Origin of the sequence: Glycomyces sp. NPDC049804 (assembly GCF_040674615.1) — a bacterium.
Lineage (GTDB): Bacteria > Actinomycetota > Actinomycetes > Mycobacteriales > Micromonosporaceae > Glycomyces > Glycomyces niveus.
On the sequence record NZ_JBFAMQ010000007.1, the window covers coordinates 313123 to 326250 of the forward strand.

Genomic DNA, 13128 nt, shown 5'->3' on the forward strand with positions numbered 1-13128 from the left:
CTGGGTCCGCTTTCCCGTTCGGCCTTTGACACCCCGAAGGACGCCACGTGGTCGACCCCCTCCTCGCAGACCGCCATCTCCTGGACCGGCGCATCGGCGCCGGGATGGGGGAGGTCTGGCACGCGCACGACCAGCTCCTCGAACGCGAGGTAGCCGTCAAGCTGCTGCACGAGCGCGGCGGCCATGAGGCGCCCGCGATCGCCCGAGCCCGGTTCTTGCGTGAAGCCCTGGCGCTGGCGCAGCTCAAGAGCCCCCGGGAACCAGGAAGCCGATCCCGATACGCGGATCGTCCTGACCTACTTCATCTGCGAAGGTGAGGACGACTGCGGCCTCTAGCCTCCCTCACTACTCGAGATGAACTTAGCTAAGCCTGGCTAATTTGATAGACTCGCTGCATGGCGTATGTCGTGAACATCCACGAGGCCAAGACCCAGTTGTCTCGGCTGATCGAGCGTGCCGCCCGAGGCGAGCACATCGTCATCGCGAAGGCGGGCAAGCCCGTCGTGGACCTCGTCCCGCACCGCGACCGGCCGGTGGTGTTCGGCGGCCTGAAGGGGCGGCTCGAGTACGACGACGCGGTGTTCGACGTCGATCCCGACATCCAGGAGATGTTCTACGGAGACGCCGATGCTCCTGCTTGACAGCCAGACCGCGTTGTGGGTCATGGACGACAGCCCTCGGCTCGGAGCCCGGGCACGGCAGCGGATCGAGTCGGCTGCGGCGGTGCACGTCTCGGTCGCCACGGTCTGGGAGCTGACCATCAAGTCGATGCTCGGGAAGCTGAAGATCCCGGATGATTTCGCGGACCAAGCCGCGGCCCACGGACTCGAGCTCCTCGAGATCTCGGCGGACCATGCCGAAGGCATCCGGGACTTCCTCGAGCTGGTCCGCCACGACCCGTTCGACCGGCTGATCGTCTCGCAGGCGTGCCAGCACCGGTTGACCTTGATGACGGCGGACGCCGTCCTGCTCGGCCTCGGCCGCGACTTCGTGGTCGACTCGACCGTGTAGCCGGGCCGCCCGCTCCGGTTCAGGGCGCGAAGGTGAGGGCGGTGGCCCAGTTGCCGCCGATCTCGCCTTGGACCTTCATGTGGAGCAGCTGGATCGACTCGAGGGCGAGGGCGTGCTTGAGGCCGCCCACGTCGATGGGGCGGAGGTCGGCGTCGGTGCAGAGGTCCGCGATCAGTCTGCGGGAGTCGAGGTCGTCGCCCGCGATGAAGATGTCGAGCCTGCCGGTGTTCGCGAGGCGGGACGCGAAGGTCGTGTTGAAGGCCTTGACGACGTGCGCGCCCGGCGCGGCCTCGGCGATCTCTTCGGCCGCCGATTTCCCGGGCGGGGTGACGAGGCCGTCGAAGGTCGCGTAGTCGACCGGGTTGCAGATGTCGACGACGATCTTCCCGTACAGCTGGCCGGCCCACATCTCCGCGACCTGCCTGTTGCCCTCGAATGGCATCGCGAGCACGATGACCTCGGCTCCCGCGGCGCTGTCGAGCGCCTCCCCGGAGGCGCTCGCACCCAGCTCCTCGGCGAGGGCCGCGGCGCTGTCGGGTTCGCGGTCGGCGATGCGGACCTGGTGGCCTCCGCGGACGAGCCGCAGGCCGATGCCGCGGGCCATCCCGCCCGCGCCGACGATGAGTATCTCCATGGTTCCTCCTTGCGTTGCACTGAGCGTCGGTCAGGGGGCGGTGTCGGCCCGGATCTCGGCGGCCGCCGCGTCGGGGTCGCCCACGGCGCGCGCGGGTGCGGCGCCGCGGAGGGTCAGATTCGGCATGAACAGGGTGAGCACGATCGTCACGGCCGCGATGAGCGCCGCGGCGAGGAAGACGCGGTCGAGGCCGTCGGTGAAGGCCTGCTGGACGACGATCCGCACCGGTTCGGGCAGGTTCGCGACCACCGTGGGGGACTCCATGACGGCGGAGAGGTCGGTGTCGCCGAAGTCGGCGGCCTCGGCCGGGCTCAGCTTCGTGACGGCCGCCGGGAGGTTGGCGGCGAGCTCGTCGTTGAGCTTCGCGGTCATGACCGCGCCGAGGACGGCGGTGCCGATCGCGCCGCCGAGGGAGCGCGAGAAGTTGTTGGTGCCGGTGCCCGCGCCCAGGTCCTCGATCCGCACGATGTTCTGCATCGCGAGCACCAAGGGCTGCATGAACATGCCCATGCCGATGCCGAGCACCAGCAGGTAGAGGCTGGAGAGCCAGAGCGGCGTGTCGACGTGCAGCTGCGTGAACAGGGCGAGTCCGGAGGTGATGACGACCGACCCGGCGACGAGGAACCACTTGTACCGGCCGAGCCGGGAGATCACGAACCCCGAAGAGACCGAGGTGAGGACCATCCCGGCCATCATCGGGATCATGAGCAGCCCCGATTCGGTGGGCGAGTAGCCGCGCACCATCTGGAAGAACAGCGGGATGTAGACGATCCCGGAGAACATGGCGACGCCGAAGACGAGCGCGATGACGGCGGCGAGCGCGAACGTGCCCTGCTTGAACATGCGCAGCGGCAGGATCGGCTCTTCGGCGCGGGTCTCGACGTAGAGGAACACGGCCGTGAGCACCGCGGCGGACCCGAAGAGCCCCAAGATGACGTCCGAGTCCCAGGCGTAGTCGCTGCCGCCCCAGGTCACTGCGAGGAGCAGGCAGACGACGGCGGGGACGAGGCAGGCCGCGCCGAGGTAGTCGATGCGGCGCCGGCGGGTGGGGAAGCGGTGGCGGCGCAGGACCTGGTCGACGGCGACCATGGCGGCGAGGCCGAGGGGGAGGTTGATATAGAAGATCCAGCGCCAGTCGACTTCGGAGAGCCAACCGCCGAGGACGGGCCCGGCGACGGAGGAGATGCCGAAGACCGCGCCGAAGAACCCCTGGTACTTGCCGCGTTCGCGGGGCGAGACGACGTCGGAGACGACGGTGAACGCGAGGGAGATGAGGCCGCCGCCGCCCAGGCCCTGGAGGCCGCGGAAGATGATGAGCTGCAGCATCGTCTGGGAGAGCCCGGCCAGGGCCGAGGCGGTCAGGAAGATGACGATGGCGACGAGGATGACCGGCCGGCGCCCGTAGAGGTCGGAGAGCTTCCCGTACAGCGGGGTGGAGGCGGTCGTGGCGATGAGGTACGCGGTGACGACCCACGTGTAGTCGCCCATGCCGTTGAGGTCGCCCACGATGGTGGGCAGGGCGGTGCCGACGATGGTCTGGTCGAGGGACGCCAGGAGCATGGTGAGCATGAGCGCGCCGAAGAGGGTGTACAGCTCCCTCTTGCTCAGTGCGGCGGGCGCGGGTTCGCTCATGTGGTCGAGCGTATGGCCCGCCTCCGTTGAGGCGGGCCGAAACTCCTTATTCGGGCTTGCGGTCCACGGCCCATGAACCGCCGGGGACGATGACGTTCCCGACCTGCGCTTCCTTGTCGGTGTGGTTGATGATGAACCGCCAGGGGCCGCGGTCGACGACGTCGAGGCCGGGGCGGCCGGGGCCGGAGAGCTTGAGCTCTTCGAAGAGGCGGTCCCAGGCGTCGTCCACGAGCTTGCACGAGACGTACCAGGCCTCGCCCTCGCCGAAGGGGTTGACGGTGACGGCGGGCTGGTTCTCGATGACGTCGCCGGTCGCGTACTGGGTGACGCACTGGGCGCCGCGGAGTTCGACGAGTTCGCAGAAGCGCTCGGCGGCGCCGAAGTTCCACAGGGCGCGGGGCTCGCCGGCGGCCTGGGGGAGGTGCTCGGTGACGCGGATGCCGAAGAGGTCGGTCATGCCCCCGAGGTACCCGTCGAGCCAGACTTGGCAGTGCTCGTCGACGGCGCCGGTGAGGTAGGAGGCGACGAGGCGGCCGCCCCCGGCGGTGAACCAGCGCAGGTTCTCGGCTCCGGCCCGGCTGAGGACGTAGGTGGTGGGGGCGATCACCGTCGTGTACTTGGAGAGGTCGCCCTCGGGGGCGACGAAGTCGGCGACGACGCCGCGGTCGCGCAGGACCCGGTGGATCTGGGCGACGTTCTCGAGGTAGTCGACGGGACCGGGGAGGTGGGCGCCGCCGCCGGTGGCCCACCACGACTCGGGGCTCCAGAGGATCGCCACGTCGGTCTCGACGGGCGCCTCGACGGTGTGGGCGATCCCGGGCAGGGTGTTGCCGAGTTCGGCGACTTCGCGGAAGACGCGGGTGTTCTTGCCCGCGTGGGGGAGGAGCGCGGAGTGCCACTGCTCGGCGCCGCCGCGCCCGGCCCGCCACTGGAAGAACATGGCGCCCTTGGAGCCGCGGCTGATGTGCATCATGGAGTGGCGGGCCATGCGGCCGGGGGCCTTGGCGATCCGGCCGTCCTTGGAGTGGAGGGTTCCGGCGGCCTGCTCCATGAGGAGCCAGTCGCCGCCGCCGGCCCAGGAGCGGGAGAGGTCGGCGTGGAGGGCGCTCTGCTGCTCGGCGCGCTCGTCGGGCGCGGACGGGTAGGAGTCGAACGCGACAACGTCCACTTCAGACGACCACTTCCAGTGGTCGACCGGGACCCACTGCCCGAACACGAAGTTCGTGGTGATCGGGATGTCCGGGTTCGCCGCCCTCAGGATGTCGCGCTGCTCCTTGTAGTGCTCGAGCATCGCATCCGACGTGAAGCGCTTGAAGTCGAGCTCGTGCGCGGGGTTGGCGAGGTACTGGGTCGCGCGCGGGGCGAGGATCTGCTCCCAGTCGCCGTAGTGCTGGCTCCAGAACGAGCCCCACCACGCCGCGTTGAGCGCTTCGAGGGTGGTGTACTTCGCCTGCAGCCATTGGCGGAAGGCCCGCTCGGCGTGCTCGGAGAACGTGGCGGAGCCGTACTCGTTGTGGACGTGCCACATCGCGAGCGCGGGGTGGTCGGCGTACCGCTCGGCGAGCTTCGCGGCGATCGTCCGCGAGGCCTCGCGGTAGGCGGGCGCGCAGATGTCGTAGGTGTCGCGGGAGCCGTGCACCTGCCGGACGCCGTCGGGGCGGGTGTTGAGCGCGTCGGGGTGGGCGAGGGTGAACCACGGCGGCGGGGAGGCGGTCGGGGTGGCGAGGTTGACGCCGATGCCGCCGGCGTGGAGCTTCTCGAGCACGGTGTCGAGCCAGTCGAAGTCGTACTCGCCTTGGCGCGGTTCGAGCCTGGCCCAGGAGAAGACGCCGACGCTGACGAGGTTCACCCCCGCCTCGCGCATGAGCATGACGTCGTCGTCCCAGACTTCTTCGGGCCACTGCTCGGGGTTGTAGTCGCCGCCGTAGCTCAGTCCGCTGACGCCTTTGGGCCAGTCCATGGGGTTCTCCTCGCGCGCATCGCACGGGCGCGGCCGGGGTGCCGCGCCCGAGGGGCAGTTAGTTGCCTGACAAAACTAACCGCATCTGGGTGGTTTCGCCAGCCTAATGCGAGTGCGATGCGCGTTCCCCGGGGGCGGCCGATCTACTGCGCGGCCGCCAGCGCCCCGAACCGCTCGGCGCGCAGCCGCTCCGGCCAGGTGTCGTCGATCGGCGGGAGCTGCGACGGGTCCACTCCGACCGCCCACGCCAGCAGCAGGTCCGCCAGGCGCGGGTTGCGGGCCAGGCCCGGGCCGTGCATGTACGTGCCGATCACGTGCCCCGCCCAGGCGCCCTCGGTGGTGCCGTCGTTGCCGATGCCCGCCGTCACGCGCGCGAGCGGCTGCACCGCCTCGCCCAGGTGGGTGCGGCCGCCGTGGTTCTCGAACCCGGTGATCTGCCCGATCCCCAGCTGCGGCGCCGCGTCGCCGGCGATCTCGCCCACGGCCCGCGACGGGCCGCGGTCCGAGCGCAGGTCGAGGATGTTCAGGCCCTCGTAGGCGCGGCCGTTGGCGTAGAACGACGAGCCCAGGAGCTGGTACCCGGCGCAGATCGCCAGGATCGGCTTGCCCGCCTCGGCGGCCCGGTTCAGCGCGCCGTCCTGCAGCAGCCGGTCGGCGGCCACGGCCTGCGGGCCGTCCTCGCCGCCGCCGATCAGGTACATGTCCGCGGTGTGCGGGACCCGCTGGTCGCTGCGGACCTGCATGGGCTCCACGTCGATGCCGCGCGCGCGGGCGCGGTGCGCGAGCACCAGCAGGTTGCCCCGGTCGCCGTAGGTCGACAGCAGGTCGGGGTAGAGCCAGACGATGCGCAAAGTGCTCATGGCCACGGTGGGACGCTCTCTCTCGCTAGTTGACCCGGTTGAATTCGGCGCGGATGTCCTGGAACGCCGTGTAGTTCGCGACGACCTCCACCGGCCCCGGCGGCACCGCCGCGATCGCGGCCCTGATGTCGTCCACCACGATGAAGTCGACCCCGTCGACCTCCAGGCGCACCGCCAGGTCCGTGCGGCGGTCGCCGGTCACCACGACCTTGCGGCCCGCCAGGGACGTGAAGTCGACGTCGTAGATCCAGGACGTGTCGAACCCGTCCACCTCGCGCGCGTTCAGCGACAGGACCACCGGCGGGTGGGGCTCGATCATGTCGAACGACTCGAGCCAGCCCGCGGGGTTCTTCGCCAGCAGCAGCCGCAGCTGGCGGCCCTCACGCTCGACCTTCGCGTACCGGCCGGCCACCGAGGCGACCTCCGAGAGCCGGGGCGCCGCCTGCGCCGGGTCTACCCCGAACAGGCTCGCCACGGCCAGCGCCGTGGCCGCGTTCGCGCGGTTCACCCGGCCCGGGAGCTGCAGGTTCAGCTCGTACCGGCGCCCGTCGGGGCCGACCACGGCCTCGCCCTCCTGCGCCACCGACCACTGCGGGCTCGGCCGGTTCAGGCCGCAGTTCGTGCAGCGCCAGAACTCGCCGAACCGGTCCAGGTGCGAACCGCAGTTCGGGCAGATCGCCGAGTCCGCCGTCCACGACTGGCCCGCCGCGACCCACACGACGCGCTGGCAGACCGAGGCGGCCCACACGATGAGCGGGTCGTCCGCGTTCGCCACGATCGTCGACTGGCCCGCGGAGGTCTGCAGGGTCTGGCGCCACTTCGCCGCCAGCGCCGTGACCTCCATGGCCCGGTCCAGCTGGTCGCGCGAGAGGTTCAGCAGCGCGACGACTTTGGGGCTCGCCGCGTCGAGCAGCTGGCCCAGGTAGTGCTCGTCGCACTCCAGCGCCGCGTACTCGGCTTTGGGGGCCTTCGCGAGCGCCGTCGTGTGCCCGGTCGGCATGTTCGCGCCGAACGAGTTGGTGGCGACCTTCCCGATCGCCTCGATCGCCGCCGTCGTGAACCGGGTCGTCGTCGTCTTGCCGTTCGTGCCCGAGATGAGTACTACGTGGCGGCCTTCGGCCAGCAGCTCCAGCAGCCTCGGTTCGACGATCAACCCGACGCGCCCGCCGATCACCGAGCCGTCGCCGCGGCCCGTCGCCCGCGAGAGCGCCGCCGCGGTCCGCAACAGCGTGGTGGCGAATTTCGCGCGTGGGGTCAGATTCGCGCTCATGCAGGCTCGCTTTCGGCTTGATCGGAACCGGTGACTATGCAGAAGAGTTTGTCACATGCGCACCGGAACGCGTGATGAGTGGCGGCCCCGCGTGAGGTTGAGCGGACCCGGCAACGCGAGGCAGCGACGAACGCCGATGCCCCCGGCGCACCTGGCAGCGGTGCGGCCCTCCACTCCCCGCCACCGGTCACTCCACAGTGACCGCGCCGCCGCGCACCGTGCCCGCGTCCCTCGCCCTGCGTGCCCGCCTCGTCGCGCGGATCGCGGACCCCAAGGGCCCCAACCCACCCGCGCGAGTGAACCGTGAACGAAATTCATCTTCCAGGCCACGTGTTGCGCACTCGTCACTCCACCCTCCTCCACCAATCCTGACCAGCCCATACGCCACGCCCACCACGAATGCCACGCGGAAACAACCCCCAACGGTGGGGGAGAGTGGAGTAAGGTGGGGCGCAATGGTGGGGCCATCACCCCATCGACGCGGTCGGAGCGGCCGCGCAGCCTGAGAGTCACGGGGGGTGGCGCCGATGTTCCTCGGCACCCACAACCCGCGCCTGGACGACAAGGGCCGCGTCATCCTCCCCGCGAAATTCAGGGAAGGACTGGCGGAAGGCATCGTGATCACCAAGGGACAGGAGCGCTGCCTCTACGTGTTCCCCGAAGCGGAGTTCACGCGCATCGCCGAATCGCTCCAGCAGGCGCCCATGTCGAGCAAGACCGCCCGCGCCTACAGCCGCGTCTTCTTCGCCTCCGCCCACGACGAGGTCCCCGACAAGCAGGGCCGTGTCACCATCCCGCCGCGGCTGCGCGAGTACGCCGGCCTCGACCGCGACCTCACCGTCATCGGCGCGTCCAACCGCGTCGAGATATGGAACACCCCCACCTGGGACGAGTACCTGGAGGCCTCAGAAGAGGCCTTCGCCGACATCGAAGAGGGCGACCTGCCCGAAGGACTGTAGAGAAGGAGGTGAGCGGAATGAACGCGCCGCACATCCCCGTCATGCTCGACGAAGTGCTCGAGTACCTGGCGCCCGCCGCCTCGCGCCCCGGCGCGGTGTACGTCGACGCGACCCTCGGCGCCGGGGGCCACAGCGAGGCCATGCTGACCGCCCACCCCGGCCTCACGGTCATCGGCGTCGACCGCGACCCCAACGCCCTCGAGCTCGCCTCCAAGCGCCTCGCCGGTTTCGGCGAACGCTTCATCCCGGCCCGCGCCGTCTACGACGCGATCCCGGAAGTCCTGGAGCGCAACGGCTTCGACCATCTCGACGCCGTCCTGTTCGACCTCGGCGTCTCCTCGATGCAGCTCGACCAGCGCGAGCGCGGCTTCGCCTACAGCCAGGACGCGCCGCTCGACATGCGCATGAACCCCGACGACGAACTCACCGCCGAGATCGTCGTCAACACGTACCAGCCCGGGGAGCTCGTGCGCATCCTCCGCGAGTACGGCGAGGAGAAGTTCGCCACCCGCGTCGTCTCCGCGATCGTCAAGGCCCGCGAGAAGGCCCGCATCACCTCCAGCAGCGAACTCGCCGAGCTCGTCAAGGACGCGATCCCCCAGGCGGGCAAGCGCACCGGCGGCAACCCCGCCAAGCGCACCTTCCAGGCCCTGCGGATCGAGGTCAACGGCGAGCTCGACACCTGGCAGCGCGCGCTGCCCGCCGCGCTCGACGTGATGGCCCCCGGCGGCCGCGTCGTCGTCCTCTCCTACCACTCGCTCGAAGACCGCATCACCAAGCAGGAGCTCGCGAAGCGAGCCGCCTCCACCAGCCCGGCGGGCCTGCCCGTCGACCTCCCCGGAACCGAACCCACCTTTCGACTCCTTACGAAGAAGGCCCAGCAACCGACACAGACCGAACTCGACCGCAATCCGCGCGCGGCGCCCGCCCGGCTCCGCGCCGCGGAACGCATCGCACCGTCCACAGGAGCAGGAGGCGCACCATGAGCGACCAGTACCGTCGCGCGCAAGCCGACCCCGACGAGATCATCAAGGCCGCCCGCCGCCGGGCCCGCGCCGCGTCCTCGCGGCGCCGGGGCCTCGTCGGCGACGCCGATGAATCCGTCGCGCCTGTGTTCGAGGGGAACCTCGCCGTCCAGCCCGCGACCGCACCGGTCGAGGCGCCGCCCGTCGAGACCCCGGCCGCGCCGCAGCGCGAGACCGTCGTCCTCCCGCGCACCCGCACGGAGACGAAGGCCAAGCCCGCGCCCGAGCCGGTCGAGGTGCCGCGCCCGGCGTTCGTCGGCGGCATCCTCGCGCTGGTCGTCGCCGGCATCTTCGGCCTGCTCGTGCTCAACACGGTCATCAACGAGGACGCCTACCGGCTGCAGGAGCTGCGCACCCAGGCGGGTGAGCTCGACCAGACCGAGCAGGCCCTCGAGGACGAGCTCGCGAACCTGGACACGCCGGTCAACCTCCAGGCCCAGGCCGACCTGTACGGCATGGTCCACCCGGACAAGGTGACCTTCCTGTACCTGCCCGGCGGCGAGACCGTCGAGGTGCCCTGGAACAAGGAGTAAGGACCTCGATGACCGAATCCGACCCCCGGCGGCGGCGCGACCCCTCCTCGATCAGTCGAGCCCGCCGCTACACGCCTCGCGGGCGCACCGTCCGCGAGGCGGCCGACGGGGCCGAGGACAACCGGGCCCGGGAGAACGGGGCGCGCGACCGCGAGGCCGCGCGCCGCGAACGCAACCGGACCGCGCATCAGCAGGAGACCGACGACCTCGCGGCGCGCAGGCGCCGCGAGGCCGCGGCCCGCTCCCGCGAGCGCCGCCAGCGCGAGACCGGCACCGTCACCGAGCCCCGCAAGCCCGAGGCCGAACCCCGGCGCACCGGCGCGGTCCGCTCGGAACCGGTGCGCCGCACCGGCACCGTGCGCCCCGGCCCGACCCGCCGCACCGGCCCGATCAACCCGCCGCGCCGCGGCGCCACCCGCGTCCGCGTCACCGGCCCCATCGAGGTCCGCCCGCAGGCGAGCCTCCCGCGCATCGGCAACCCCCGGCGGCGCCTGCGCATGGCCGCGGCCTTCGTGATGATCCTGCTCATCGTCTCCGGCGCGCGGCTCGTGCAGCTGCAGGTCACCGACTCCGCCGCCTACGCGGCCGAGGCGCTCAACCAGCGCCTCACCACCGAACCGCTCCCCGCCGAGCGCGGCGCGATCCTCGACCGCAACGGCAACCGCCTCGCCTACTCCATCGAGGCCAACTACATCGCCGTCGACCCCGGCATGGTCAAGGGCGACCCGGCGGAACTCGCCGCGAGGCTCACCTCGCTCCTGGGCCGCCCCGCCTCCGACCTCGAACCGATCATCGCGACCAAGGAGACCGCCCAGGGCGACCCGATCCGCTTCGCTTACCTGCAGCGCGGCGTCGACCTCGCCATCGGCGACGAGATCCGCGAGTTCGAGGACCCCGGCCTCATCATCGGCGAGGACGAGCGCCGCGTCGTGCCCGGGCACGACCTTGCCGCCAATGTCATCGGCTTCACCGGTGGCGAGGGCAACGGCCTGGGCGGCCTCGAGGCCACCTACGACGACTGGCTCTCCGGCGAGGACGGCGAGGTCTCCTACGAGCGCAGCCAGTCCGGCCAGCCCATCCCCGGCGCGTTCTACCGCGAGGAGGAGGCGGTGCCGGGCAACGACCTCCAGCTCACCCTCGACGACAAGCTCCAGTTCCAGGTGCAGAACATCCTCCAGGACACGGTGAAGGAGCACGACGCGGAGTTCGGCTCCGCGCTGGTGATGGAGGTCGGCTCGGGCGAGATGCTGGCGATGGCCTCGACCCCGACCTACGACGCGGCCAACCCGTTCGACGTGGACGATCCGGAGGCGTACCGCGACTACGCCACGCAGGCCACTGTGGACCCAGGATCGATCCACAAGGCGATCGTCTTCGCCGCGGCCCTTGAAGAGGGCTGCATCAAGCCGGACGGCACCATGCCCGTCGAGCAGACGATCACCAAGGGCGACACGGTGTACGAGGACGGCTACCAGCACGGCGACGCCGTGCTGAGCCTGGCCGGGATCATCGCGCAGTCGTCCAACGTGGGCACGATCCAGCTCGCCGACTGCATCGGCAAGGAGAAGCTGTACGAGTACCAGCTGGCCTTCGGCCTCGGCAAGCCCACGGACGTGGGCATCGAGGGCGAGGCGGGAGGCATCCTCCAGGAGCCGCAGAACTGGTCGGGCACCTCTCCCGGCTCGGTCCCGATCGGCCACGAGGGCACGGCGACGATCATGCAGATGGCCGCGCTCTACGGCGCGATCGCCAACGACGGCGTGTACGTCCAGCCCACACTCATCGACCACAAGATCGAGGCCGACGGCACCGTCGTGGAGCAGCCTGAGCCGGCCACGCACCGCGTGGTCTCGCAGGAGACCGCCGAGAGCCTGCAGTACCTGCTGCAGGCCCCGATCGCGGCCGAGACCGGCACCGGCCGGAACGCGCAGCTGGAGAACTACCACCTCGCGGGCAAGACCGGCACCGGCGGGCTCGTCGTCGACGGCGAGTACGCGCCGGGCAACGTGACCTCGTTCGTGGGGTTCGCGCCTGCCGAGGACCCGCAGTACGTGGTGGCCGTGAGCGTCTACGTCCCCGGGGGCGGCGGCGGCGGTACGACCACCGGTGAGGCGTTCAAGGAGATCAACGAGTTCGCCTTGGGCTACTTCGGGGTTCGCCCCGCGACCGAGCCCGCGCCGGCCTTCGACGTCTGGGGTTGAGCGCGGCGGCGGGCGCGGGGGTGACGCCGCTACGAACTTCTGCAAGAGGGGGAATCGGAGGCGGGCGCCGGGCGTTAGCATCGAAGGCGTCAAGGAAGAAGGAGCCGATTGTTTTGAACGTTGACCCTTGGGCACTGTGCGAGGTCCTGGCGGAGCCGGCCGACGCGCGGGGAGCGGTGCTGCTGCACTTCCTCGACGGGTTCATGGACGCAGGCCAAGCGGGTCGCGGGGTGGTGGACCACCTGTTCAAGACCTGCGAGCACACCCCGGTCGCGTCGTTCGACGTCGACCAGCTCATCGACTACCGGTCCCGGCGGCCCAACCTCACGTTCTCGATCGACCGCTGGTCCGACTTCGAGGCCCCGCAGCTGGTCGTGTACCTGATGCGCGACGCCTCGGACAAGCCGTTCCTGCTTATGACCGGCCCTGAGCCCGACTTCGCGTGGGAACGCTTCGTGGACTCGGTGGAGGACCTGGTCGAGCATTGGCACGTGCCGCTCACGCTGGGCTTCCAGGGCATCCCGATGGGGGTGCCGCACACTCGGCCGCTCGGCATGACCGTACACGCCACCCGGCCCGAGCTCGTCTTCGACAACCGCCCGGTGTTCAACGAGGTCACGGTCCCCGGCAACGCCGCTGGGCTGCTGGAGTACCGCCTCGGCGAGTCCGGCCGGGACGCGATCGGGCTCTCGGTCCACGTGCCGCACTACGTCATGCAGATGACCTACCCGGCCGCCACGATCCGCCTCCTCGAGGGCATCCGCGAGGCCACCGGCCTCGACCTGCCCTCGGACGAGGACCTGGAAGTCGAACGCGCCCAAGTGGACTCGGACATCGCCGAGCAGGTCGCCGAGTCCGACGAGGTCGCCGACGTGGTGAAGACCCTCGAGGAGCAGTACGACTCGTTCGCCGAGGCGGCCGAGGCCGACGAGATGCTGCAGGACGGCCGCATGCCGACCGCCGACGAGCTCGGCGAGGCCTTCGAGCATTTCCTCGCCGAGCGCCAGCGAGGCGAGGACGACAAGTAGAGCCTCTGCGCCGTA

Annotated in this window: 13 protein-coding genes; 8 read left to right on the forward strand and 5 right to left on the reverse strand. The window is 70.6% G+C overall.

All coding sequences use genetic code 11. The annotated features are described in order from the left end of the window. Positions 1-47 precede the first annotated feature (47 nt). From AB0K52_RS14360 to AB0K52_RS14370, 3 genes are all read left to right on the forward strand, one after another. Positions 48-317: a hypothetical protein gene (locus AB0K52_RS14360; RefSeq protein ID WP_363531301.1), complete on the forward strand. Its 270-nt coding sequence runs from the start codon at positions 48-50 to the stop codon at positions 315-317. A 78-nt stretch (positions 318-395) separates the two neighbouring features. After that, positions 396-641 carry a type II toxin-antitoxin system prevent-host-death family antitoxin gene (locus AB0K52_RS14365; RefSeq protein ID WP_363531304.1) on the forward strand — a complete coding sequence of 82 codons (246 nt, stop codon included), beginning with the start codon at positions 396-398 and terminating at the stop codon, positions 639-641. Continuing rightward, positions 628-1011 carry a type II toxin-antitoxin system VapC family toxin gene (locus AB0K52_RS14370; RefSeq protein ID WP_363531307.1) on the forward strand — a complete coding sequence of 128 codons (384 nt, stop codon included), beginning with the start codon at positions 628-630 and terminating at the stop codon, positions 1009-1011. Before AB0K52_RS14365 ends, AB0K52_RS14370 begins: the two co-directional genes overlap by 14 nt. A 19-nt stretch (positions 1012-1030) precedes the next feature. On the opposite strand, the gene AB0K52_RS14375 is transcribed toward AB0K52_RS14370, so the two are convergent. From AB0K52_RS14375 to AB0K52_RS14395, 5 genes are all read right to left on the reverse strand, one after another. Next, the gene (locus tag AB0K52_RS14375; RefSeq protein WP_363531310.1) at positions 1031-1645 is read right to left on the reverse strand and encodes an NAD(P)-binding domain-containing protein; all 615 of its coding nucleotides are present in this window, start codon (positions 1643-1645) and stop codon (positions 1031-1033) included. A 30-nt stretch (positions 1646-1675) separates the two neighbouring features. Beyond that, positions 1676-3277 carry an MDR family MFS transporter gene (locus AB0K52_RS14380; protein ID WP_363531312.1) on the reverse strand — a complete coding sequence of 534 codons (1602 nt, stop codon included), beginning with the start codon at positions 3275-3277 and terminating at the stop codon, positions 1676-1678. Positions 3278-3323: 46 nt separating this feature from the next. Further along, positions 3324-5237: a beta-galactosidase gene (locus AB0K52_RS14385; protein WP_363531315.1), complete on the reverse strand. Its 1914-nt coding sequence runs from the start codon at positions 5235-5237 to the stop codon at positions 3324-3326. 143 nt (positions 5238-5380) lie between these two features. Continuing rightward, entirely contained in the window at positions 5381-6103 is a 723-nt protein-coding gene (locus tag AB0K52_RS14390) for a glutamine amidotransferase (protein ID WP_363531318.1), read from the reverse strand. A gap of 19 nt (positions 6104-6122) precedes the next feature. Further along, complete coding sequence (locus tag AB0K52_RS14395) at positions 6123-7367, reverse strand: MurT ligase domain-containing protein (RefSeq protein ID WP_208496121.1); 1245 nt, start codon at positions 7365-7367, stop codon at positions 6123-6125. A gap of 527 nt (positions 7368-7894) precedes the next feature. Here AB0K52_RS14395 and mraZ point away from each other — a divergent pair. The 5 genes from mraZ to AB0K52_RS14420 all read left to right on the forward strand — a co-directional run bounded on the left by mraZ (position 7895) and on the right by AB0K52_RS14420 (position 13113). Beyond that, a complete protein-coding gene (mraZ, locus tag AB0K52_RS14400) occupies positions 7895-8326 on the forward strand; it encodes a division/cell wall cluster transcriptional repressor MraZ (RefSeq protein ID WP_363531323.1) in 432 nt (143 codons plus the stop codon). Positions 8327-8343: 17 nt separating this feature from the next. Further along, positions 8344-9312: a 16S rRNA (cytosine(1402)-N(4))-methyltransferase RsmH gene (gene rsmH, locus AB0K52_RS14405; RefSeq protein ID WP_363531326.1), complete on the forward strand. Its 969-nt coding sequence runs from the start codon at positions 8344-8346 to the stop codon at positions 9310-9312. Beyond that, positions 9309-9884: a hypothetical protein gene (locus AB0K52_RS14410; protein WP_363531329.1), complete on the forward strand. Its 576-nt coding sequence runs from the start codon at positions 9309-9311 to the stop codon at positions 9882-9884. The genes rsmH and AB0K52_RS14410 overlap by 4 nt, the downstream gene beginning before the upstream one ends. 8 nt (positions 9885-9892) lie before the next feature. After that, on the forward strand, positions 9893-12085 hold the full coding sequence (locus AB0K52_RS14415; protein WP_363531332.1) for a penicillin-binding transpeptidase domain-containing protein: 2193 nt from the start codon (positions 9893-9895) through the stop codon (positions 12083-12085). Between the two features lie 113 nt (positions 12086-12198). Continuing rightward, complete coding sequence (locus AB0K52_RS14420) at positions 12199-13113, forward strand: PAC2 family protein (protein WP_363531335.1); 915 nt, start codon at positions 12199-12201, stop codon at positions 13111-13113. The last annotated feature ends 15 nt before the right edge of the window (positions 13114-13128 follow it).